This is a genomic window from Weizmannia sp. FSL W8-1119 (genome assembly GCF_038008605.1).
GTDB lineage: Bacteria > Bacillota > Bacilli > Bacillales > Bacillaceae_C > Weizmannia > Weizmannia coagulans.
Map to the genome: position 1 here is coordinate 2445423 of NZ_JBBOZL010000001.1, position 23174 is coordinate 2468596.

Genomic DNA, 23174 nt, shown 5'->3' on the forward strand with positions numbered 1-23174 from the left:
CGTTTTCCGGCGCGCTTTACCGTTTAAGCCCCCCAATCCTGTGACAAATCATAAGCAAGCGGCGTTTCAATGATCTTTTTCACTTCAGCGGGATCATCCGTTTTGCCCAGCGCCCACATTAGTTTCGGCACGATCGCTTCCGTATTCATATCCCCGGAAACAATCACCGGATATTGCGCGACTTTTCTTCCGACTTCATACAAATACAAATCATGCCCTTCTTCCAAGCATTGCGTCGAAATCGTAACAACAATCCCGGCATCGGTCAATTCCTTGATTTTTGGCAGCAAATTGCGCCCTTCAAACGGCACCCCGCCGTTCCCGAAACTTTCAATGATCACCCCGCGGTAATGTTCCTTTAAAAAATCAAAAATCTCCGGCTTTGTGCCCGGATGCAATTTTAAAAGAAAGACATCCGGTGACAGGCTTGTCTCAATATGAAACGGCTGCTCCGGCGGTTGTGGCCTCCAATGATAGTGCACCTCGTCCCCTGCTACATAAGCCACATACGGATGATTGATGCTTTCAAACGCATCGTAGCTTTTCGTCCGCATTTTCACCGCCCTTGTGCCCATGATCACGCGCCCGTCAAACACGACAAAAACGCCGCCAATCTCCTCGCAGGCAAAGCGGAGGGCGTTGAAAAGATTTTTCTTGGCATCGGTCTTTTTAAAACTGATCGGCACCTGCGAACCCGTCAGCACAACCGGCTTATTCAGGCCCTGCAGCATATACGACAAGGCTGCCGACGTATATCCCAATGTATCCGTTCCGTGTGTAATCAAAAAACCGTCATACTGTTCATAATGTTCCGCAACTGCTTTTGCAATCTGCACCCAATGTTCCGGCTGCATGTTTGTGCTGTCGCGGTTCATTAATATCTTTGCGGTGACATCGGCAGACAAAGCAGCATGCTGAAAATATTTCAGCAAGTCTTCTCCCGAAAGCCCGGGTTTCAGCCCTTCATCCCCCTCAACGGAAGCAATGGTCCCGCCTGTTGCCAAGAGCAAAATTTTTTTCATTTGTGCCACCTTCATTTCTAACTGTCTCGGAAACCAATATAGCTTATTATATGATTTTTGCGGTTCCCGTTCAATTTTTTGTCTCGCCTCTAAAAGCTTTTTCAAACATGCCTATGTTTTTGATACGGGCGGGCCAAAAACGTTATCTCTGCCTCCGGTACCATTCGCCCTTTCCAAAAGCCTTGATGGTTCATATTCTGTTAGAAATGTACGGCATCAATTGATGAGGGAGTGGGGAGTTTGAGCCCGAATTTAGAAAAGTTTGTTGACCGCCTGCCGCTCGCGGAAAAAATCCGGCCAGTGCGGGAAGAGGGCGGGATCGCATATTATGACGTCACAATGGAAGAATTTTGGCAAAAGCTGCACCGGGATTTAAGGCCGACAAGGTTATGGGGGTACAACCGCCGCTTTCCCGGGCCGCTTTTTGACGTGCCGCACGGGAAAAAGATACGGGTGAAATGGACGAATCATTTGCCGCAAAGACATTTTCTCCCGATTGACCCCACCATCTTAGACGGGATGGGAACGGACTTTCCGGAAGTGCGGACCGTCGTGCATCTCCATGGCGGGGAAACCAAACCGGACAGCGACGGCTATCCGGAAGCCTGGTTTACGCGCGATTTTAACGAAACCGGGCCGGCATTCAAAAATGAAGTTTATGAGTATTCAAACAAACAGCGCCCCGCCACTTTGTGGTACCATGACCATGCGATCGGCATTACGCGCCTCAATGTGTATGCAGGCCTGGCCGGCATGTATATCATTCGCGATCAAAAAGAAAAGGCTTTCCATCTGCCATCCGGCAAATACGAAATTCCGCTGCTTCTCACGGACCGGACTTTTAACAATGACGGTTCCCTTTTTTATCCGCGCCAGCCGCAAAATCCGGGGCCCGGAACACCGGATCCATCCGTCGTGCCGTTTTTCCTCGGCGATACGATTCTTGTAAATGGAAAGGTATGGCCCTATTTGGAAGTGGAGCCGCGAAAATACCGGTTCCGGATTGTCAATGCGTCCAACACGCGGGCCTATCAGTTGTACCTTGATTCCGGCCAGGCTTTTTACCAGATCGGCACGGACGGCGGGCTGCTAAGGCGGCCGGTGCAAGTCGGAAATCTGGCACTGGAACCGGCAGAACGGGCGGATTTGATCCTTGATTTTTCCGAATATGCCGGGCAGACGATTTTACTAAAAAATGACCTCGGGCCTAATGCCGATCCGGCCGACCAAACCGGCGATGTCATGCAGTTTCGGGTCGTGCTGCCGGTTTCCGGAGAAGACACAAGCCGCATTCCGCCGTCCTTGTCTTCCATCCCGGTTCCTTCCAGCCAAAACGTGAGCGCCATCCGCCATTTAAAACTGACCGGTGCAACCGATTCATACGGGCGCCCGCTATTGCTTCTGGACAAAAAAAGATGGATGGATCCGGTGACGGAAATGCCAAGGCTCGGCACAACTGAAATCTGGTCGCTTGCCAATACAACGGCTTTTACCCATCCGATCCATATCCATCTTGTCCAGTTTCAAATTTTGGACCGCCGCCCATTTGACTTGGACTTGTATAACGAAACGGGCCAAATTGTATATACCGGCCCTGCGACCCCGCCGGAACCGAATGAACGCGGCTTTAAAGATACCGTTGCCGCACCGGGCGGGCAAATCACCCGCGTCATGATGCGGTTTTCCCCGTATGCCGGCGACTACGTATGGCACTGCCATATTCTCGAACACGAAGACTACGATATGATGCGCCCGTTCCAAGTCATCGATCCGGATCTCCCAGAGTCAGACAGCCCCCTTTCGGATTAAAGGCTGCTAACAAACGAATGAAACCCAACCGGTTTGCAAGGCCTTGAACGGACGGGGATTTACGAATCGCTTTTTGAATAAATCAAGCCCGAAACCCCGGTTTCCCGGATAAATCGTAATAGAATGCCATTTATCCGGGAGCCAAAAAACCGGAAAAACCGGCAATTAAAAAAAATGTCACATGCAATTTTGGCCATCGTCTGTTATACTAAAAATGGAAAGCGGATTCATTCCGTTATTTTTTTGCTGTATATATACTACTTGACCAAATCATTCATTTGGTCAAAAAAGGGAGGGGGTTGCAATGGCAGACAGGAAAAAGCTGATTGTGGAAGCAGCTGCGAAATCTTTTTCTGAATTCGGCTACAAAGCGACTACAATGGACCATGTAGCAAGAAGTGCAGGCGTCGGCAAAGGTACAATTTATACTTTTTTTAAAAACAAAGAAGAACTGCTTCAATTATGGCGCTGATTCAATTTTTGGTTACGTTTTTGCAAAATCCCGGCAGATTCCTTGCCATTGTTATTTTAATCCTGCAGCTGACGAGCAGCGCCGGGACTTTTCCATTGGAAGTCATTCCGAAATTCATCCAATGGTTTAACCCGCTGTTGCCGATGACCTACAGCGTGCGCGGATTTAAAGCGGTTGTTTCCAGCGGAGAGATGGGTGTGATGTGGCAAAACGCCGGCATCCTGCTGATTTATATCGTAGGTGCCGAAGTCCTCACCCTGTTGTACTTTGTCATCCGTTACCGCCGCCAGTACGGACAGTTGCATGAACATACAGTACCGGAAGAAGTTTAAAGATTTGATGCCGGGCCCTGGGATTTTTCCGGCCGGCTCATAACAAATTTAACAGGCTGCCCGGCGAGATGGCCGGGCAGCCTTTTTTCCAGCCCGCTCCGATTCCGGAAGCAATCTGTTGATTCTTTTAGATACCGCTGGTTTTCGGGGCGTGCTGCCAGTTTTTTGGATAAGCTTGCTGTTTTTAGTATTCCTTCACGTAGAACGCTCGATGTGAAGAAAGGCTGGGGCTTTTGCCGGGTTTATTCACGTATGGACTCTCTGCGTGAAGGAATCAATGCCTTTTTTCCCGGATATTTTAACACAGGGGCGTTCTATGCGAAGCATCCGAATTTCCGGCCCATGTCATATCTCTTTTCCGCCCGCCCATCTTTTTTTCAAATCTTCTACAAGCAAATCGGCAAGGCCTTCCTGGTACCCCGCTTTTTTCTTCAACCGCATTTCATTTGCCACTAAAAGCAGTTTAGGAGATTGAACCGCATCCAGCTTGGAAAGCCGGGCGGATATATCCTCTTCCGACAGAACCCGCAAGTATGCATCCGGGTCCATCCGCCAAAATACCGTTTGCCCGGGAAAACGGTTGCTGAGGCGCTCCGCCATGACAACGCCTTCCGGATCGAGATCGCCCGAATAATAAAAAGTACACCCGTTTTCCGCAAGACGCTGCAGCATGATCCAGGCAGCAGTGCGGAACTGGCCGTGCGTGCAAATCACAGGCGCATCGGGCACTTCATCAAGCACGGCCGAAGCCACGCCGGAATTCTCAATGATCCAGACTTTTTTTCCCACCCGCGGCCAAATGTTCGTAAGCTGCAATAATTCTTTCACCGGGACATTCATGACCGTCCCTAGAGCAGCTGCTTCCCGCCAGACCGGGTGCAGGCCGTTTTCCGTTTCCGCCAAAAATGCGCGGCACGTCACAAAACTCCATAAGTCATCCCGCATCAGCCCGGCATTTGCGTACAGTTCGTTCAATTCTTCCGTCGTTTTCGGCATCTCTTCGATCAGCCCTTTCAACAATTGGCTGGTGAACAAACAATGGACAAAGAGCCTGCCTTCGAAACGGTTCTGGTCAAAAAAATGCGGGTTCCCTGTCACACGCTGGGAAAAAAACGGAATTCGTTCATATTTCCCTTCTTCCGGCAGCATTGTGGAAGCTTTCAAGACGGTTGTGAGCTGTGCGGACAACGTATCCGGATCCTGCTTGTACGCATGCCAGATAAAACGCGTGTCAGCCGTTTTACCGGCAATCCGGCGCCACCACCAGTTTCCGCCCGGCATCGTCTCCGAAAGCCGCGCCAAAAACTGTTCCTCTTTCTTTTTCTCTATTTCCCCTTCTTCCGCTTTGGAAAAAATTTTTTCCCTCAAAACCGCTTCAAGCAGCTCAACCAGGGTGTACTTGCCGAAAACAGTCGGCGCCAGCGCCTTTTCAAATGCTCGCAGCGAAATTTTGTTTTTCTCTCTGAGCAAATCAGGGGACGTGCCGGTAAGACCTGCAATCGCCTCCAGTTCAGTGCGCGTAAAACCGGCAAGACTGACGGTTCCCCCGATATGGCCGAGCGAACGGTATTTTTCTTTAAAAAGGCGGAACAGTTTCATCATCCCCGGTTCCTTCCTTAACAGATCGATCGCATCATTCATCCTTCCCAACTCCTTTTCACAAGCTCTCTCCCGACATCTTGTTTCCCGCTTCCGGAACCTCTTTTACACCGGTCAAAAGAAGCCGGAATGGTTTTCCATCCCGGCCGCACACTGACAAGTCTATGCTTTTCAAAGCCGGTCCGGAGCTCCCGCCAATGCTTCTTCCGGTTTTTCCACTATCGACCGTTTATGCCCGTCCCACCGGTAACGGATTACTGTGACATAATTGGCGTTTTTCGGGCGGACAAGCTCGCAAATGGCAAGGCTGGAAATGGTGTCATAGTCGCCCCAGAGCGCCTGCGAATTCATAATATAATTGAATCCGAGCTGCTCGACGACTTCGAACATGTCGCGGATATTGTTTTCATCCACCCCGGCAAACGCTTCGTCCAGCGAAATGATATACGGCGCCATACTTCCTGCCTCCAAATAACGCGAATATGCTGCGGTAAAAAGCGGAATATACATGGCCATTGCCTTTTCCCCGCCACTGAATTTGAAAAATGCAGTATTGCTCAGCTCGCGTTTCGGCTCGCCGGCACGTCTGTATGACAGCACGAATTGGAACCATTTCCGGTAATCGAGCACTTCTTTTAAAACTTGATGGAGCGTCGACCCTTCATTGCGGATTTCAATCAGTTCTTTGGCAGCCGCAATCCGCGAGCGGAAGTGTTTTGTAATCCGGTTTAAATCGTCCTCGTTTAAAAACTTGCTGTTGCGCTGCAGCAACGCGACAAGATCTTTCGTATCGAGCTCGTCTTCGGACTCCGCCGTTTTTTCTTTCCAGGCAATCGAAAAAGTAAGTCCGGACGAATTATCCCGGTTTCTCATAATCGCGTCCATTTCTTTCACCCACTTGGCTGCCCGCTGGATCCGGTTCCGCAAGATGACACCAACCGTATTGACGATAATATCCTCGTACAGCCTTCTGTCCTGCTCATCCAAATAACTTTGCAAGTTTAAAAGTTCTTTTTCAAGAGACTCGAGTACCGTATACGGGCTCACCCTGCGGCCGCGGTATTCCATCTGGATGAGGCGGCGGCCCCGCAAACCTTCCCATTCCTTTTTGAACGTTTCGTAATAGTCATCGAGTTTTTCAGTGAACCATTCTGGCGGATCCGCTTCTTTTGTAAACTCGGACATGCGGTACTCTGTTAAATTCGATTGTTCGTTGAAAAAAATTTTTGTCAGGTTTTCATTTAATTTTGCGCGGTCATATTTTTCCAGCACGCCGGAAAACGCCGCCAAAATGCTTTCCGGTTCCGTATCTCCGCTTTCCACGAAGCCGAGTGAAAGCTCTTCTTTTACGAGTTTCTCCCATTCCGCGGCCATATTTGCCCAAAATGTGGCGCGCGTTTTCGCAAGAGACAAATCGGCTATGCACTTTTCAAGTTCTGCTTCTTTTTTCGGCTTCGTTTCGTAAATATCCCTGATTTTTTCGTCCGTACTTGCATATTCATGCTGGACTGCCTGAATCCGGGCGCGGACCTCCTCAATCCCCCGCAATTTCAGCTGCTGCTCAATCGCTTCGATATCTGCCGCTGTTTTCTCCCATTCTGACCGGCGGATGTTCTCTTCACCGCGGATTTCATCGAGTTCCTGCTCTTTCTCAAGGATGTCCGCAGCAAGGCGCGCGAGCATTTTGCGCCTGGAAAACAACCGTTGAAAAGTGAGCTCCAGATTGTGAAGATGTTCTTCATAACTTTTCGCAGCAGCCAGCGCTTCATCGAGCGGGCCGCTTTGAAGTGCAAGATTCAGGCCGGCCCCTTGCTCATGCAATTGCAGCCGGATGTTTTGCAAATCCTGGTATACTTGTTTCCATTCGCGGTCGATGTCGCTCAGAAATTCCTGTTCCTGCTTCAGGCTGCGCGCCGTTTTTTCCATCTGTTCTTCAATGTCGCGCAAATCTTTGTCATCCGGAATGCCCGCTTTCCAATCTTCTGCTTCCTGTACTTTGCCGGCCCAGTCTAAAAGGCTGTTTTCCATTTGCAAAAGAGCAAGGCGGATTTCAGCAATCTTTTGCTCTGTTTCTTTGATTTTTTCCTGCTGGTACCGTTTCCGGGACGTTCTGCCGATAAATTTGGAAGGCCCTTCATCCGGGGCATGCCCAACGAGGCAGCCGATTGAAAAAGAGCCATCCGCGTCAATGTGAAAACCGCTCTCCGATGGTTCAAGCGGAATGCTGCGCAGCACTTCGTCAATGCGCGCGGCTGAAACCGGGCTATCGTCATCCGGATCCGGCTTTAAGTAATCGGCAAGCGTGTATCCGAGAATGTGCGGGTTCGGGCGGATGACCCGGTCGTGGACAGGCGTAACCGGTTCTTCCGTAATCAGGCTGTCCAAAATCCCCGTCTGCCGGAGTGCCGCTTCAATTCTGGCTTTTTGGGCATCGGCCACATGATCCTGGAATTCCACCGCGGCATAAAACGGGAGATAGCGTTTCCCTGATTCATGGAGACGCGCACGGAAAGCCTCCGTATCTGCGGGGCGTTCCGGGTTGGCAAGTTTCAAGTTTTGCCAATACACAAGCGTTTCTTCGGCTTCGGCCAATTCCTGTTCTTTCGCCTTTTGTTCCTGCTCCGCGCGTGAAATTTCCGTCCGCACTTGCAAAATATAATCATTTGCCGCGTCCACAATTTCTTCCCTGACCGCTTCATAACGGTTTTCTTCGTACAGCCCGTCCAGCGCGCCGGCAATACGCCGGAGCCGCTCGTCTGTAAAAGAGAGGTCCGGATGCTGTTCAATCCACAAAAACACGGCATCTTCCAGCTCCTGCTTTTGTTCGGTAAACCAGTTTTCCAAATGGTCGAGTTGTTTCCGGAGTTCGTCAATTTCCTGCTTTTTGGCAGATGACTGGCGCTGCAGTTTCAGATGCGCTTCGTGAAGCCGCTCCACTTCTCCGGCCAGTTGCCGCAGCTTTTGCAAAAGTCCGCTGTGCTGTTTCGTTTCCCGCTTCCAAACCGAAAAATCAAAAGCTTCCCCCTCATGCCGCGAAAAATCCCCGGCGTTTATCCCGTGCCCGGTAAAAGCTGCATCCCCGGCATCCAGTGCCAGTTCATCCAGTATCTCCTGCATACTGGATTCATCCTTGCTGTTTTCTGTTTCCAACCGGTCCTGCTCCAGGCGGATGTCCAAAAGCTGGCTTTTCTTTGCTTCCCACTTTTTCTCCAGATCCGCTGCTTCACTTTTTAACTTTTCAGCCCTGGCCTGTTTCTCCCCTTTTTCTTTCTCAAGGCGCCAAACTTCATGGTGCTGCAGCCGTTCCTGTTCTGCTTTTAAAACGTCGCGTTTTTGTTCGTAATGCTTTTTCTCTTCTTCCAGGTTTTCAATCATGCCGCGCAGTGATTCAGAGCGGGTTTCTAACGTGCTGGCGTCCTGCTTGGCGTCCTGCAGCCTGCTTTCGGCCTCCCGCCATTTTTGGGCGCGTTCCGCTAAAATATATTGATTGTAAAGATCGTATTGGCGCACCAGTTTCTTTGCCGATTCGTGCTCCCGTTCAAGCTGCTCAAGCTGCTGCTCCGTTTCGTCCATGCTTTCAATCGTGTCGGACAAATGGCGGAGCTCGTCATCCGTCAAAGGCGGCAGCGCGGACTCGAGGATTTCATAAATGACCGTCGGCTTGAAATCTTTTGACAGTTTCGGGCTTCTCAGCTGAATCAAAAGCTTGATTAAATCTTCAAAGGCTTCCATCGACTGAAAACCGAAAATATATTTGTTCACCAGTTCCATATATTCTTTCTGCGAGTGGACGAGATACCCCCCGGACCCGATCCGGTTTTCAAGCTCTTTTGCAGACAACGGGATCCGCTCTGACTGGCGGGTGTGCGCCAGTTCAAAATCGTAGCCGATCCTGCGGTTGTCGGTCAGGACGAAATACCATGATTTTAACGTTTTATGCCGCTTTGCCTGCATGCCGATGCCCGTTGTGATATACTGTTTTGTCCCCTGCTTTTGGTATTCCAGAAACAAGTAGCCGGTCCGCTCGTCATGGCCGGACACTTCCTTTTCCCCAAGCAGGTAATCTTCCATCTTCCTTGCTTTTGACCCGAACGGATCAAGCCGGTCAGGCGTCTTTTTTCCGTCCAGCAAAACCGGTAAAATGCTTTGCATCGTCACCGATTTCCCCGAACCGTTTGTGCCGCGCAACAACAGCTTTCCGTCCGCAAATTCAAAAATTTCATCGTCATAATACCAAAAATTTAACAGGCCGGCGCGGTTCATCACCCATTTTCCTTCTGTCACGGTTGCTCAACCCCTTTCTCAAAATCAGCTGGATACTCGCCTGCAAGCACGCCCAACAGCGGTTTTATCCGGATCAGCCCCGCCGCTTCATCCGTTTCCGCCATCATCCATTCTTTCATCGTTTCGACCAATTCCGCACATACCGCCTTTGTGCCGGCGTCCCGGAAATGTTTCGGCCATCCGCGTTCGAGGCGGGAGCGCATCTCGTCAATGACCGCTTCAAATTCGCCTTCCGTAAGCAAAATTTCCCCCGCTTCATTCGGAACGTATTTTTCCGGGTGGTCATGCAGCGTCTTTGACAACTGCAGCATCAGATCCGTAGAACCTTTTGCATTCGGGTAAACATGGTGGTAACTCCGCGGTTCTGCGGCAGATAAAAAGGCTGTGTTTTTAAAAACATGGAGTTTATAACGGCTGTGTTCTTCAATGTCCTCAAAAAGCCGGTTGCGGAAATTGCGGATATAAAGAAAATCGGGGTCCTGCGTATCTTTCCGGTGCAGGCCAGGGGAGAAAAACAATTTCCGGTACACCCGCTTGCGCCGTTCATCTTCCTGATTCTGTTTCCAGTCTTCTTCAAGGAGCCCGGTCCAGTCCGCATAACTTGTAAAATCATCCGGAAAGCTTCTTAGAAAATAGCGGCTGTAAACGGTCGCTTCATATAGGACTTCCTGGTCTTCGTAAGTGTCAAACCTGGAAATATCGCCGTCTATTGTCCGGATCAGATGGAATTCCATCAATGCCTGGACCGCCCGGATGAGCGACTTCCGGTGAAGATAAAGCGTCCAGTCCAACCCATCTTCCACAGGATAATCGTTTTGGATCTCCTGGCACATCTCCGACAAGAGGAACTGTTCATCCACCGCTTTTCCTTCCAGAAAAGAAAGCGCGCAGCAAAAAATCGCATAATCCATCGGCTCCTGAAAATGCGGGATGCCCATCCAGCTTTCCGGTTCCACCGGGATTTTTTCAAGTTTGATAAAATGCTGGTGGATGATCAGCCTGAGCCCGAATTTCTCGCTGATGTAACGGCGCAGCACTTTTTCGCGCTCGCGGATGAGCTGGTACCAGTCCGGGTGCTCAGACCGCAAAATCCAGTAATGATGGAATAACAGGTCCATCCCCTGCACCGCTTTTTCATCAAAAACTTGTAACGGATCCATCAGCGTTCTCCTCCTGACAGTTCAAATATGGCATCCGGTGCCATCCCCGTGCCCATCAGTTCGCCGCGGATAAACCGGGCTATCCTCTTTTCAGCCAAAACATGTGCCGTATCCATCAGCGTTCGCCTCCCGATAATTCAAATACAGCATCCGGCATGATCAGTTTCCCGTCTTCTGCATCCAGTGTGATGATCCGATCCGGGTCAATCACAACTTTTACGGACATCCCGTAATCCGTTTTTACTTCATGGTTTTTCGCTGCCATCGATTTTCCGATCCAGCCGAGCAGCACTTTCCGGACAAACGGCTCCACTATCCCGATTTCAGCAAGGCGAATCTCCCCGTTTTTCATATATTTTTCAATCAGCTGCTTTTCCTGTTCGCGCTCTTTTAAATAGGCGAGCCGCTGCTTTTCTTTCTGCTCATGGTTAGAACGGAAAGCGCCTGGCTTTGTTTTCTCGCGGTACCGGTTCGTTCGCGGCTTGATTTCCCGCATCTCCGGCTGTTCTTCCCATGTCTCGGCATGAAGATTGTCCGTTGTCGCCTCCTCCAGGTGCAAATGCCGTACCGTCATCGTCCCGAACACGACGGATGACAATTGATGGGCCTCTTCCAAACTATGGCACCCGGCAAACCATTTGGAAAGGTGCAAATAATCTTTTTTCCGGCTCCGGAAATGTTGCTGGCGTTCACTGATCCGCTGAACATAACGGGCCATCCTCCGGATCATTTCATTTGTCTGCATCTGCAGCATTTCCAGTTCACTTTGGGAGGAGCTGGTCCCAAGAAACCACCGCCGCAAAGACTCCCAGTATTCCCGGAATTCTTCCAGCCATTCTTGTGCGGAAGCAGCCGTATCTTCCAAGCGGGGAATTTGGCGCCTGTGTTCCACGAGTTTTTCAAAAAGCGGCGCCAATATATGCGTATCCAGTTCCCGCAACCTTTCCCGGATTTGCAGCGATGTTTTTTGCAACGAGACGATAAAATCACGCAAATAAGCCGTGAATTGGTTTTTATATACGAGAAAGGCTTCCGTCTGCATCCGTTGTGATGTCTTTTCGCTATTGATATAGGCTATGTAATCCGCTGTATTTGTCCGGATGGTCCCGAAAAAGTGAAAAATGTCATCCCAAATGTGCATGTAGTGGGCTGCAGGTTTGTCCAACGGCTGTTTCAGTTCTTCTTCCAGTTTTGCCAAAGAGGCGAGCAGACGGTCAAATTGCGAACGTTCGAGCGATCCCTGGAACTGGTCCCCCAGTTTTTCAAGCTGGATCAGCATCCGCTCGATTTCCACTGTGTAAGGCGTACACTGGTAGCGGAATCTTTTTTTCTTATATTCTTCGATGGTTTTGGCATTTGTCATATCCTGGCGGGCAACCAGGTTATTCCATTTTACCAGCTGGGCCAACTGCTGGTGCAGCTGTTCTTCTTCATAATCGTGAAAAGCCGGGAGCGAGCGCAAATATTCGAGCACTTCCTCCGGCGAAATAAAGTCGCGCATCCTTTCATGCTGCCTGTAAAAGAAGCGCAAAATCACGCGGTACTGGGCAGCAGAATCCGCCGTCAGATAACTCGCTTCGACAACTTTCTTCATGATCTGGTCCATTCGTTTCACCACGTTTTGGTCGTATTACTTCTATTGTATAAGATTTGCAGGAATTTTGACATGGAAAATATGTTTTTGCAGGTTTGGAGCGGGCTGAGCCTTTCGTGCACATGTACTTTTTATGCGGGAACAGCAAAGGCTGCCGGTAAAATTTCGGCAGCCTTTTAGGTTACAGACACCTTTCCCCTGTTGATTTTCCTCACCACCGCAATGATGAGCCTGCAAATGAAAAATTTGCCCATCATACTGAAAAAAGAATGATACCATGTCCACCCTTTCTTCTGGATTTTATGGCTGGTGAAATTCACATGTTTATACACCATTCTTTCCACATCTCTGGATAACTTTCCCTCAAGTTCTTGCGGCGTGCAGGCTTTTGATGTAATTTTTTTGATTTTGCTTCAGAAGAAGTTGCCCCTTTGCCGCAGAAAGGTTGCCGGCTTTTGCCCTTTTAAAGCCGTTCGATCGGCGCGGTCCGGATAATTACAATTTAAAATGCTGGATGCCATCTTGCAGGTCCTGGGCCAAATGGGCAAGCGCGTTAGAGAGGGACGAGATTTCTTCCATCGTTGCCAGCTGCTCCTCGGTTGCTGCACTGCTTTCCTGGTTGGCTTCAGCGGTCTTATTGGAAATAACCGCCAGTTCTTCCAGCGTTTTTGTGATTTGGGCGCCCTGGTCATCCAATGACTCAACCGAAGCTGCCACTTCCTGCACTTTTCCCAACACATTGCTCATCGATTCAGAGATTTTGATAAATGCAGCGCCTGCATCCGAAGATTCTTTCAGCCCTGTATTGACCTGATGATGGCCTTCTTCCATCGCTTTGACTGCATGTGCCATTTCCGTTTGGATATTGGAAACCATCGTCCGTATTTCATCCGCAGAGTTTTTAGACTCTTCCGCCAACTTCCTGACTTCATTTGCCACCACCGCAAATCCCTGGCCATGTTCCCCGGCTCTTGCCGCTTCAATCGTTGCGTTTAAAGCCAGCAAATTCGTCTGCTCTGCAATGGACGTAATAATTCCCATGATCCGGCTGATTTCCTCGGATCTTTTCTCCAGGCTGCGGATAATGTCAGAGGCATTGGCAACTGTCTTTTCGATATGATTCATTTGGTTTTGAACATTTGAAACGGCTCTGTCCCCTTCTTTTGTCAGCGTATTTGCAATTTCAACCGCTTTTTTCATGTCTTCGCTGTTTCCGGCGATTTTGTGCAATTCCAGCGACATTTGTCCTACGGTTGCTGTTACTTGCTGGATTTGGACCATTTCGTGATCCGTCTTTTCAGCTGCCTCCTGGGTGACCTCGGCAATATGTTCAGAAGCCTGGTTGCTTTGTTCGACACTCGCCGCCAGCTCCTGGCTGCTGGCTGAAACCTGTTCGGAAGCTTCGCTGACCTGGCTGATGATCTTTCTTAAATCTGCAATCATTTCATTTAATAAGCCGGCCATTTGCCCCAGCTCGTCCTTATTTTTCACATGCACTTTTTCTATATTCAAACGGCCTTCCGCAATGTTTTTGATGGCTTCGGAGACAACCCGTACCGGCCTTGAGATTGCCCGGCTCAGCAGCAGGAGCAGCACGATTCCGGCCAAAATGGAAACAGCCGAGATGCCGCTGATCAGCAAAATAAGGAAGTGAACGGTTTTTTCAGTTTTTTGCTTTTCAACATCCAGCACGTGGTTGATCCCTTTCACAAGCGCATCAGTTTGGTCGCCCAGTTCCTTGCCTATTTGCCGCCCGGAAGTAGATACAAGCTGCAATGCCTTTTTCTCCTGCCCATTTTGTTTATAGGCAATTTCCTCATCTAAGATCGCAGTGTACTGATTAAATAATGCTTGCTGCTCTTTTACATTGCTGATGTTTGACGGGTCGGTCAAGTGGCGCAGCAATGCTTTGCTTTGGGCTTTATAGTTGTTTGTTGCCTCTTTATAGTCATCTAAATAAGCCGGTTCGCCGGTCAGCAAATACCCCCGTACTGCGGCTGACTGTTCCCTCACACTGATCTTTATATTTTTGGCGGAATCCAGGTTTTTCGTTTGGATATCGACCAGCTTGGCATACGTGCTGTCCAGCTTGTTTAAGCCAATATAAGCGCCGGCTGAGACAATAATCAAGAGTGACAAGATGGATCCAAATACTAAAAATAATTTGCGGGACACGGTTAAATGCAAGTTCTCTACCTCTTTTCTGCCTTTATTTTACTTTCTATATTTATATCGGCAGAAGCGATGGTTTTTAGAGATGGATGGAAACCACAAATTTAACAATTTTGGTAAAGGCTAAAAGATGTCATGCTTGCATTTGTATGTTTTAAGCACAGCCGGCAATCCAGGAAAAAAACGTCCCTGAAATCCGTTTAGAGACACTTTGAAAATAGAATGAAGATTTTTGCATCAATTTTTTTCAACCACCCCCGCCTTTTTTCCCGCCCGGCATATTTCCTTTTACCTGCTTCAATACCGCCACGATCAAAAAGCTGACAATCACAAGCAAGAGCCAGGAGCTTACTTTGCCGAAATGGACAGGGCTCCAGGTGCCGGCCTGATCCGGATATTGCCAGGCGCCAAAAAACGTTGCGATATTTTCAGCGATCCAAATGAAAAATCCGATCAGTACAAACGAGAGGGCAACCGGCATGCTGTAGCGGGTGCCGTTTACCATGTATGTAACCCGGGATTTCCAAAAAACAACGAGAACAAGCGCGGAAAGCCACCAGCGAATGTCGATCCAAAAATGGTGGGTAAAGAAATTCAAGTAAATAGCGGCAGCAAGCGGAAAAACGGCAAGAAACGGCGGCCATTTCACGAGCCCAACTTCAAGCCTCCGCCACGCCTGGCAAATGTAACTTGCGACGCTCGCATACATGAAGCCGCTGTACAATGGCACACCCAAAATTTTCACATACCCTTTTTCCGGATAAGACCAGGAACCCATATGAATTTTAAAAATTTCCAGTGCAAGCCCAATCAGGTGGAACAATGTAATAACCCTTAATTCGTCCACTGTTTCAAGCCGGGAATGCACCATCCACCATTGCATGAAAAGGCAAATGATGAGCAGCCAGTCATACCGTGGCAAAAATGGGAGCGGCACGATTTTTGTCAGCGCCAAAGACGCAAAAATCACAACAGGAAACAGGCAGGACAGGGCCTGCTCCCGGGCAAATGAGAGGAGTTGGATGAGCACCCGCTTCATTCGCAGCCTTGCCGTTTTTTTCTGAATATGCTTTTGAACGGTTGCCTCCATGGTCACTCCTCCTCTGTTCCCCGGTATTCCAAAATATCGCCGGGCTGGCATTCCAACGCCTTGCATATCGCGTCCAAAGTGGATAATCGGATCGCCTTTGCTTTCCCGTTTTTCAATATCGACAGATTGGCCATGGTAATGCCGACCCGCTCCGAAAGTTCCGTCACACTCATTTTCCTTTTTGCCAGCATGACATCAATATTGATGATGATCGCCATATTTTCCACCTCAGACCGTTAAATCATTTTCATTTTTCATTTCGATTGCTTCCTGCAAAAGCCTCTCAAGCACAGCGGCAAAGACGGTGATGACCGCTGATGCAAAAATAATGAAAAAACAAATGGCGAGAATCCCCGGGGCATCATCTCTATCCGCCATAAGATAAAAAAGCGGGCTGCCTGCCACGTACAACAGGCCGATCGCTGCGGCACAGGATTTAATTTTTTTCAGAGCTGTTACGGAATTTGCCGAAAAAGCAGTGTTTTTGTCTATCAAACCCAAGAGTATGAAAGCCTGGTACAATGCAAAGTAAAAAGGGAGTGCCGCCCCGTACATCACAAGCAGCACGAGAAATTCCATAAAAGCAAAATCCGGAACCAGGCGGGCTGCCAGTTTTCCAATCTCCGGCACCACAAAGATGCACAAAGCAAGAATCGGGATGCCAATCAAAATGACCGCCAGCCTTAAAAAGAGCGTAGATCCCCGTTTCATAAAAAAACACCTCACTGATGAATTGTCGTTTTGATTTTAGCACATGATTTATCGTTTTACAATAAATTGTTATTATATTTCAATGTATTTTTATCCTAATTCAATGTCTCATTCCTTTACCGGTATTACCGCAGTACCCCCGGTAAACGGCCCGCCGCTTCATCGTGTTTGAAAAAAAAGAAAGCCGGAAACCATTGGATCCGGCTTAAAAGTTCCCGGTTTTAATCGGGGCGTTTCTTTTCATTACTCATCACAACGATCGCATTCATCCGGAATACCCGGATCTACTGTAATGTTCTGTTCATATCTTTGATAAACATGGCGCGGAACGTTTACAACATGTTTCCTGTTTACCTGGATGATGGGGTGCACATAAGTGACGTTTCTTTCAACATAAGTGTCCTTATAAACATACCGCGGTTCGCAAAATACCGTGTTGCTGGTACGATTGGATTGATTGCCGGTGCTGCTTACATTGCCGGTATGATCGTAACGGTCTTCAGGCTGTACAGCGCTGTTTCCTGCATTGGTATTGTCCGCTCTCCCATCGTCATGATGATCGTGCATCCAAGGGACGACTGGTGTCTTTTTCCGCCGTTTTTCCAAACTCTTCACCTCCCATTCTTTTTTCAATATATTAAATGAAAGAAAAGAACAGATTGAAACGGACAAGTACCCAATGGGAGATAAAATTCCGCCGCCAAATACCTCACTTGACATATCGGAATAAGATGATTAAGATGAAAAATGTTAACAAAAGGAGGGGAAAAGTTGGACATTTTATACATTATCATCAATCTGGCCGTCTTCATGATCCTTTTGGCCGGTTTGTATGCCATGCAAAGAAAACATGTTTCGTTTTCAAAACGCGTTTTCTCGGCATTGGGCATTGGCATCGTTTTCGGCATTATCCTGCATTTCTTGTACGGCACGGCGTCGTATGTGACCAACCATACGATCGACTGGCTTAATATTGTCGGCAGCGGTTATGTTTCGCTGTTGCAGATGGTCGTCATGCCGCTTGTCTCCATTTCCATTTTAGCGGCGTTTACGAGGCTGAAATTAACCAAAAACATAGGAAAAATCAGCTTTCTTGTACTCGCGTTTTTACTTGGCACGACTGCGATTGCCGCTGCGCTCGGAATCGGATCCGCGCTTCTTTACGGGCTGGATGGCATCCACTTAACGCAGGGTGCGGCTGAAGCCGCACGGAATGCGGAACTGAAAACAAGCGTCGCCAGCGTAAAAGACATGACCATTCCGCAACAAATCGTTTCCTTTCTGCCGAATAACCCGTTTGCAGATTTAACCGGCGCACGCCCGACTTCCACAATCGCGGTGGTGATTTTCTCCGCCATATTGGGGATGGCCTATCTCGGGGTAAAACGCAAACAACCTGATCAGGCGGAACATTTTGCAAAAATTGTTGATACTTTGTATACGATCGTGATGCGGGTGGTTACCCTTATTTTAAGATTAACACCATATGGCGTACTTGCATTGATCACCAAAGTCACAGCCTCAAGCGACTATGGCGCCATTGTCAAACTGGCAAAGTTTGTGCTGGCTTCTTACACAGCGATTATCGTCATGTTCCTGGTTCATTTGCTGCTTATCAGCCTGGCAAAATTGAGCCCGGTACGATATGTGCAAAAGGCGCTGCCGGCACTCACCTTTGCCTTTACTTCCCGTTCCAGTGCTGGCACGCTGCCGCTCAACATTGAAACACAAACAAAACGTTTCGGCATTTCAGAAGGGATCGCCAATTTTTCGGCTTCCTTTGGCCTGTCCATCGGGCAAAACGGTTGCGCCGGCATTTATCCGGCAATGCTGGCCATTATGGTTGCCCCTTCTGCCGGCATCAACCCGGCAAGCCCGTCTTTCATTATTACGCTGATCCTTGTTGTCGTTGTCAGCTCATTCGGCGTTGCGGGTGTCGGCGGGGGTGCCACTTTCGCATCGCTGATTGTATTGTCAGTGCTCAACCTGCCGATCGCGATTGTCGGCCTTCTGATCTCTGTTGAACCATTGATTGACATGGGCCGGACGGCATTAAATGTCAGCGGCGCCATGACTGCCGGTATTTTAACCGGCAAAATTACCGGCGAAATGGATAAAAAAATATATCAACAGGAAGATGCCGATCTTCTTGAAGCATAATAGAAAAAAGCTCCGTTAACGGGGCTTTTTTCTATTATGCAACCGGCTGCCGTAAAAGAAACCGAAAATCCGTTAAAAAGAAACGGCTAAACCAAACCAAACGATCATGACGATCTGTATGAATGCTTTGGCGATACTGCTGTTAAGAAACCCAATGATCGTGGCAACGCCCACTTTTACAGCCTGGACGGGATTTTTCGTCATCAGGATCTCCGTTATACATACACAAACAAACGGAACAAGGATAATTCCAAAAGGCGGAATGACAAAAGAGCCAACAATCGTTGCAACCGCAGCAACCCTTTCAGATATTTTGGACCCGCCGTATTTTTTTACAAAATATCCGTTTGCAATGATATCCGCCGCAATAAGGACAATGCTTAAGATGACCATGCTGATCCAAAACCAGACAGACAATGCATGCGGATTAATGAAAAACTGATAGACTGCAAATCCGGCCCACAGCATCACAATAGATGGAATGACAGGATAGATGATGCCTGCAAAACTTAAGATGAATAAAATCACAATGGCCGTCCAAAGGATAAACGTCAATCAGATCCCTCCTCTACTCCCGGCATGTGCCGGGACTGCATGAAAACCGTGATCATATGAAGGCCAAAACAGTCATTCCACTTTAACTTCCTTTCCCCGCCCCATATACCATTTGTAAAACATCCAGGCAAATTCGATGGGGACATCCTTTACCCCGTTAAATTGAATCGGTTTTGCACGATTCATCGTTTCAATGGAGGCAAGGCCCAGCCATTTTTGAAAAAAGTTCCGGGAAACGCGCACTTCAATCACTTTTTCCCGCTTGGAAAGGAACAAAGAAGTCGTAAAAATGCCCGATTGTAACTGAATAAAACGGTCATTCAATACATATTTCGTATGTAAATAACCGATCCATCTTGCGACCAGTATCGATACGAACAGAAAAGCGGACAAAAGCCACCACGGAACACGCAAGCCGAAAATTTCTGGCTTCCAAAAATATAACACGACTGTGGCGATGATCCAAATCCAGCTCGGGGCAAGCAGCCGGACCCATAAAGATTTCTTGGGAAGCTGCCTCATCTCCTGTGCCACTTCATAGTCCGGCAATATCTCGTTTATGATTTCGTACGCCCTTTTAACCGGCAAAAAAGGATACAGCGAGTTTAATTCAAGTTTCTCCCCTTCAAAGTCAAGCCTTCCTGCACTCGTCAGCTTTACTTCCGCCAGCCCGAGCAGCCGTTTCAACAAAGACTGTTCCACTTCAACAGCCTGCACTTTATGCTTTTCGATAAAAAAAGACGTTTCTTCAATTACCCCTTTGGTAATATAAATCCGCTCATCATCAGAGGAGATTTCATATTTCCCATACTTCAAAAAGGTCCGTGCCATGCCGAAAATCACCGCAATAAGGGCCACAAAAAGAACAATACCCGATACAATCCACCAGGAACTGATTATATAAGAGAGCATCCCTCTCGCCTTTTTATCAATATCAACAATATCGTCCACATTCGAATAAAAAGAAAAAAATACAGGGATGACGGCAAGCGGGCTTAAAGATGTAAAACTTGCTTTTAACGTATCTTTTCTCGTCGGTTTAAAATGGACCACCCGTTCCTTTTCCTTTTCTTCCGCATCCGGTTCAAACGTTTTACGCTTATCATTCTGTACGATGTCAATGATTCTTTCCGCTTCTTTCCGGGTAATCACTTCAAATAACACGGCCGCTTCATCCCCGGAGATACCGGTTTCAAAGCTGACAGAGGTGACATGAAAAATCCGGTGAAAAAAGGATGTATGGCGGTTAATGTTTTGGATTTTCGAAAAAGGAATCGTTCGTTCTGTTTTGTTGAATATGCCTCTATACAGATGAAAGGCGCTTTCATCCAGTGCATATTTATGTGTGTACCATTTCAAAAAATGGTATACCATCACGATTGCAAAAAAGAGCAAAAACAAATATCTGCCATATGTAAGCACGGGAGAACGGGAACCGGCATTTACGATAAATAAGATAATGAAAAGGATGAAATAGCTTTTTACAAAATCACCGATACGAAACAAGATCAAAAGGGGATGGTACCGTTTTTTCTTCACGACTCCACCTCCCTGATTTTTGCATAACGCGCAATTCGGTTTCTTAACGCAATGGCCTCCTCTTTAGGCAGAGCCGGAATGGTATGGGACGTCCCCATGGTGTCCACAGTCACGGAACAGAGCCTGTATTTCTTTAAAATGGGGCCTTGTTCGGTTGCAACCGATTGGATTTTGGTCATCGGAACCAAAGAATGTTTTTCGTTCAGCACACCCAATTTCATTTGTAAAAATTCTTCGTTCACATCGTAACGCCAATTTTTATAGCGAAAATACGAACTTATCCATGACCAGATCATACTGCCTATATCCAACACGAGTAAACCGTATAATATCCAGCCGATCCATGCCGGCCAGGCAAAGCGATGGTCGAGATAAAGCAACACGGCGAGAACCACAACCCCTGCTCCGGCCTCCAGCGTCTCACGTATGATCCAAACCTTTATTGCATCTTTGGATAATGTTTGTCGAGGTTCATTTATATCTGAATACATTCCATCACCTTTAAACATGTTTTCTTCATTTCACTTCATACCGGCAAGACAAAAATTCGTATTGCTCATACCGGATCAAAGATCATTTTCCAGTTGATAGGCCATCAGTTTTATGATTTCATCCTGTGACATATCATTTGTTAACATGGTTTCACCCTTTACCCCCAGTTCGTCTCTCGGATTCCACCAGGTACGCAAAGCTTCTTCCCCGAATTCCGTTTTTTTCAAACGCATATTATGGCGTCTGACTGTTTCCCAAAACGTTAAGCGAAAATAATAAATATACGCCTTTGGATGGTAGAATTTCATTAAACGGGACAACATTTCCCCGTAACGGTTTTTGTTTAAAATGCCTTCGACAATCACAAATCTGCATTTTCCTTTGCCATATTCCGCAATTTGGCGAATGAGCTCAACAGAGAGGTTTCCTTCTTTGTCCGGCACCTTTAACATTTCACGCCGGACAGTATCTTGTGAGACAAGAAGCGTTCCCGGCCCCAAATGGCTTTGAAGCCTTTTGGCGATCGTTGTTTTTCCGCTTCCGGAGTTTCCCCGTATGATAATCAGCTTCGTTTCCAATTATAAGCACCTCCCCGGATTTAGCCCCCGAAGAATAAGTCCAGAATATTAGAGGCGGTGGAAGTTTGTTTATGATAGAACTCCGAATAACCGCAGTTTTTGCAATACACGACAATGAACGTGTTGTTCTGGACATCAAATAATTTTGACAGACCTGTTCCCGTCATTGCCACTTCTTTTTTCCCCGCATGCTTAGACCCGCACTTCACGCACCCTTTTTCAGGCATGGCGATTTCCCCTCCTCATCATTGTTACTTTTTTATACGGGCGGCAGCAGAAAAAGTTTCAGGCATTTCAACTGCATAAGGGGCAGCGGGGATTTCTGATCCGCCAAAACGGCTGAAAACCCGGAACGATGGGTTTCTTTTCTGCGGGAGCCGTTTCAACGGCTGAATCATATGCCGGTGCGGGTGCCGCGGCAGATGGAAAGAGCCGGGTGTATTGGCCTACGGGGCTTTCCTGCCGTTTGGCACAGCCGCGCATCTATTGCGATGAAAAAGATATAAAAACCGGGCTGTTTTTGTATCGGGGGTATTCAGGGGGAATGCTATACCGTTTCCCCCTCCATCTGTTTTGTTTCAAAGTGATCAAGCAAGGTGCGCACTTCATCTGTTGAATCTGTGCTCATTAGTTGGTTTCGCAACTCGCTCGCTCCCCGGAAGCCTTTGACATAGATCTTAAAAAAGCGGCGAAGCGGTGGAAACGGGCGCGGCTCCAGTTCTGTTGAATATTTGTCAAAGAGATCCAGATGCAGTCTTAAAAGATCAAGCAATTCCTTGCTGCTGTGCTCTTTCGGCTCTTTTTCAAAAGCAAACGGATTTTTAAAAATGCCGCGCCCGATCATAATCCCGTCGACACCGTACTGGCGGGCTAATCTAAGGCCGGTTTGACGGTCAGGGATATCCCCATTAATGGTCAAAAGGGTATCCGGCGCCACCTCATCACGCAGTTTTTTGATCTCCGGAATGAGTTCCCAGTGGGCGTCCACTTTGCTCATTTCCTTTCTTGTACGCAAATGGATGGAAAGGTTCACGATGTCCTGTTTCAATATGTGCGTAAGCCAGTCCAGCCATTCATCCACATACGTGTAACCAAGCCTCGTCTTTACACTCACAGGCAGTCCGCCTGCTTTTGCGGCTTGTATGAGTTCAGCAGCAACATCCGGACGGCGGATCAGACCGCTTCCCTTCCCTTTTGTTGCCACATTCGGCACAGGGCAGCCCATATTGATATCAACACCGCTGAACCCGAGCTTTGCCATGCCCATACTCATTTGCCGGAAATATTCGGGCTTGTCCCCCCATATATGGGCCACAATCGGCTGCTCATCCTCGGTAAACGCCAAGCGGCCGCGCACACTTTGGTTCCCCTCGGGGTGGCAATAACTTTCCGTGTTTGTAAACTCTGTAAAAAACACATCCGGCCTGCCCGCTTTACTTACAACATGGCGAAAAACAACATCTGTCACATCTTCCATGGGTGCCAGTATAAAAAATGGCCGTGGTAAATCACGCCAAAAATTTTCTTTCATAATAAAAATCATAACCTCCCCTGTCTGGTACCGGGCCAAACGTCCAACACAAAAAAATTTTAACCTCTTTTACA

At 48.0% G+C, this 23174-nt stretch carries 19 protein-coding genes and 1 pseudogene; 4 read left to right on the forward strand and 16 right to left on the reverse strand.

Features of this window, described 5'->3' with window-relative positions; all coding sequences use genetic code 11:
- Positions 1–23 precede the first annotated feature (23 nt).
- Positions 24–1022, reverse strand: a complete 999-nt coding sequence (locus NSQ19_RS12110) for an asparaginase (protein ID WP_340702906.1) — start codon at positions 1020–1022, stop codon at positions 24–26.
- A 240-nt stretch (positions 1023–1262) separates the two neighbouring features.
- Between NSQ19_RS12110 and NSQ19_RS12115 the strand changes: the two genes are divergently transcribed.
- The 3 genes and pseudogenes from NSQ19_RS12115 to NSQ19_RS12125 all read left to right on the forward strand — a co-directional run bounded on the left by NSQ19_RS12115 (position 1263) and on the right by NSQ19_RS12125 (position 3635).
- Positions 1263–2831, forward strand: a complete 1569-nt coding sequence (locus NSQ19_RS12115; RefSeq protein ID WP_029141672.1) for a multicopper oxidase family protein — start codon at positions 1263–1265, stop codon at positions 2829–2831.
- A 304-nt stretch (positions 2832–3135) separates the two neighbouring features.
- Positions 3136–3285 (forward strand): annotated as a pseudogene (locus tag NSQ19_RS12120) (TetR/AcrR family transcriptional regulator); the annotation flags it as partial.
- Positions 3286–3293: 8 nt separating this feature from the next.
- Positions 3294–3635: a YhgE/Pip family protein gene (locus NSQ19_RS12125; protein ID WP_259299114.1), complete on the forward strand. Its 342-nt coding sequence runs from the start codon at positions 3294–3296 to the stop codon at positions 3633–3635.
- 345 nt (positions 3636–3980) lie between these two features.
- On the opposite strand, the gene NSQ19_RS12130 is transcribed toward NSQ19_RS12125, so the two are convergent.
- The 9 genes from NSQ19_RS12130 to NSQ19_RS12170 form a co-directional block, all read right to left on the reverse strand.
- A complete protein-coding gene (locus NSQ19_RS12130; RefSeq protein ID WP_340702907.1) occupies positions 3981–5276 on the reverse strand; it encodes a TIGR02679 family protein in 1296 nt (431 codons plus the stop codon).
- 129 nt (positions 5277–5405) lie between these two features.
- A complete protein-coding gene (locus tag NSQ19_RS12135; protein WP_340702908.1) occupies positions 5406–9518 on the reverse strand; it encodes a TIGR02680 family protein in 4113 nt (1370 codons plus the stop codon).
- Positions 9515–10678, reverse strand: a complete 1164-nt coding sequence (locus tag NSQ19_RS12140) for a TIGR02678 family protein (RefSeq protein ID WP_207368604.1) — start codon at positions 10676–10678, stop codon at positions 9515–9517. Before NSQ19_RS12140 ends, NSQ19_RS12135 begins: the two co-directional genes overlap by 4 nt.
- 115 nt (positions 10679–10793) lie before the next feature.
- Positions 10794–12284, reverse strand: coding sequence for a TIGR02677 family protein (locus NSQ19_RS12145; RefSeq protein WP_340702909.1), 1491 nt, complete (start codon positions 12282–12284; stop codon positions 10794–10796).
- Between the two features lie 483 nt (positions 12285–12767).
- A complete protein-coding gene (locus NSQ19_RS12150; protein WP_340702910.1) occupies positions 12768–14459 on the reverse strand; it encodes a methyl-accepting chemotaxis protein in 1692 nt (563 codons plus the stop codon).
- A gap of 232 nt (positions 14460–14691) precedes the next feature.
- The gene (locus NSQ19_RS12155) at positions 14692–15534 is read right to left on the reverse strand and encodes a DUF817 domain-containing protein (protein ID WP_340702911.1); all 843 of its coding nucleotides are present in this window, start codon (positions 15532–15534) and stop codon (positions 14692–14694) included.
- 2 nt (positions 15535–15536) lie between these two features.
- The gene (locus NSQ19_RS12160; RefSeq protein ID WP_017554817.1) at positions 15537–15752 is read right to left on the reverse strand and encodes a helix-turn-helix domain-containing protein; all 216 of its coding nucleotides are present in this window, start codon (positions 15750–15752) and stop codon (positions 15537–15539) included.
- A gap of 10 nt (positions 15753–15762) precedes the next feature.
- On the reverse strand, positions 15763–16245 hold the full coding sequence (locus NSQ19_RS12165) for a DUF2975 domain-containing protein (RefSeq protein ID WP_061565000.1): 483 nt from the start codon (positions 16243–16245) through the stop codon (positions 15763–15765).
- 243 nt (positions 16246–16488) lie between these two features.
- A complete protein-coding gene (locus tag NSQ19_RS12170) occupies positions 16489–16851 on the reverse strand; it encodes a hypothetical protein (RefSeq protein WP_061565001.1) in 363 nt (120 codons plus the stop codon).
- A 141-nt stretch (positions 16852–16992) separates the two neighbouring features.
- On the opposite strand from NSQ19_RS12170, the gene NSQ19_RS12175 reads away from it, so the two are divergent.
- Positions 16993–18405, forward strand: a complete 1413-nt coding sequence (locus NSQ19_RS12175) for an L-cystine transporter (RefSeq protein WP_340702912.1) — start codon at positions 16993–16995, stop codon at positions 18403–18405.
- Between the two features lie 72 nt (positions 18406–18477).
- On the opposite strand, the gene NSQ19_RS12180 is transcribed toward NSQ19_RS12175, so the two are convergent.
- From NSQ19_RS12180 to NSQ19_RS12205, 6 genes are all read right to left on the reverse strand, one after another.
- Positions 18478–18960, reverse strand: coding sequence for a DUF456 domain-containing protein (locus tag NSQ19_RS12180; protein WP_017554820.1), 483 nt, complete (start codon positions 18958–18960; stop codon positions 18478–18480).
- 72 nt (positions 18961–19032) lie between these two features.
- A complete protein-coding gene (locus NSQ19_RS12185; protein WP_340702913.1) occupies positions 19033–20499 on the reverse strand; it encodes a PH domain-containing protein in 1467 nt (488 codons plus the stop codon).
- Positions 20496–20990: a PH domain-containing protein gene (locus NSQ19_RS12190; RefSeq protein ID WP_026104894.1), complete on the reverse strand. Its 495-nt coding sequence runs from the start codon at positions 20988–20990 to the stop codon at positions 20496–20498. The genes NSQ19_RS12185 and NSQ19_RS12190 overlap by 4 nt, the downstream gene beginning before the upstream one ends.
- A gap of 75 nt (positions 20991–21065) precedes the next feature.
- Positions 21066–21569, reverse strand: a complete 504-nt coding sequence (locus NSQ19_RS12195) for a kinase (RefSeq protein ID WP_207368610.1) — start codon at positions 21567–21569, stop codon at positions 21066–21068.
- Between the two features lie 20 nt (positions 21570–21589).
- On the reverse strand, positions 21590–21796 hold the full coding sequence (locus tag NSQ19_RS12200) for a zinc ribbon domain-containing protein (RefSeq protein ID WP_061565006.1): 207 nt from the start codon (positions 21794–21796) through the stop codon (positions 21590–21592).
- A gap of 320 nt (positions 21797–22116) precedes the next feature.
- Positions 22117–23112: a tRNA dihydrouridine synthase gene (locus tag NSQ19_RS12205; protein ID WP_207368612.1), complete on the reverse strand. Its 996-nt coding sequence runs from the start codon at positions 23110–23112 to the stop codon at positions 22117–22119.
- Positions 23113–23174 lie beyond the last annotated feature (62 nt).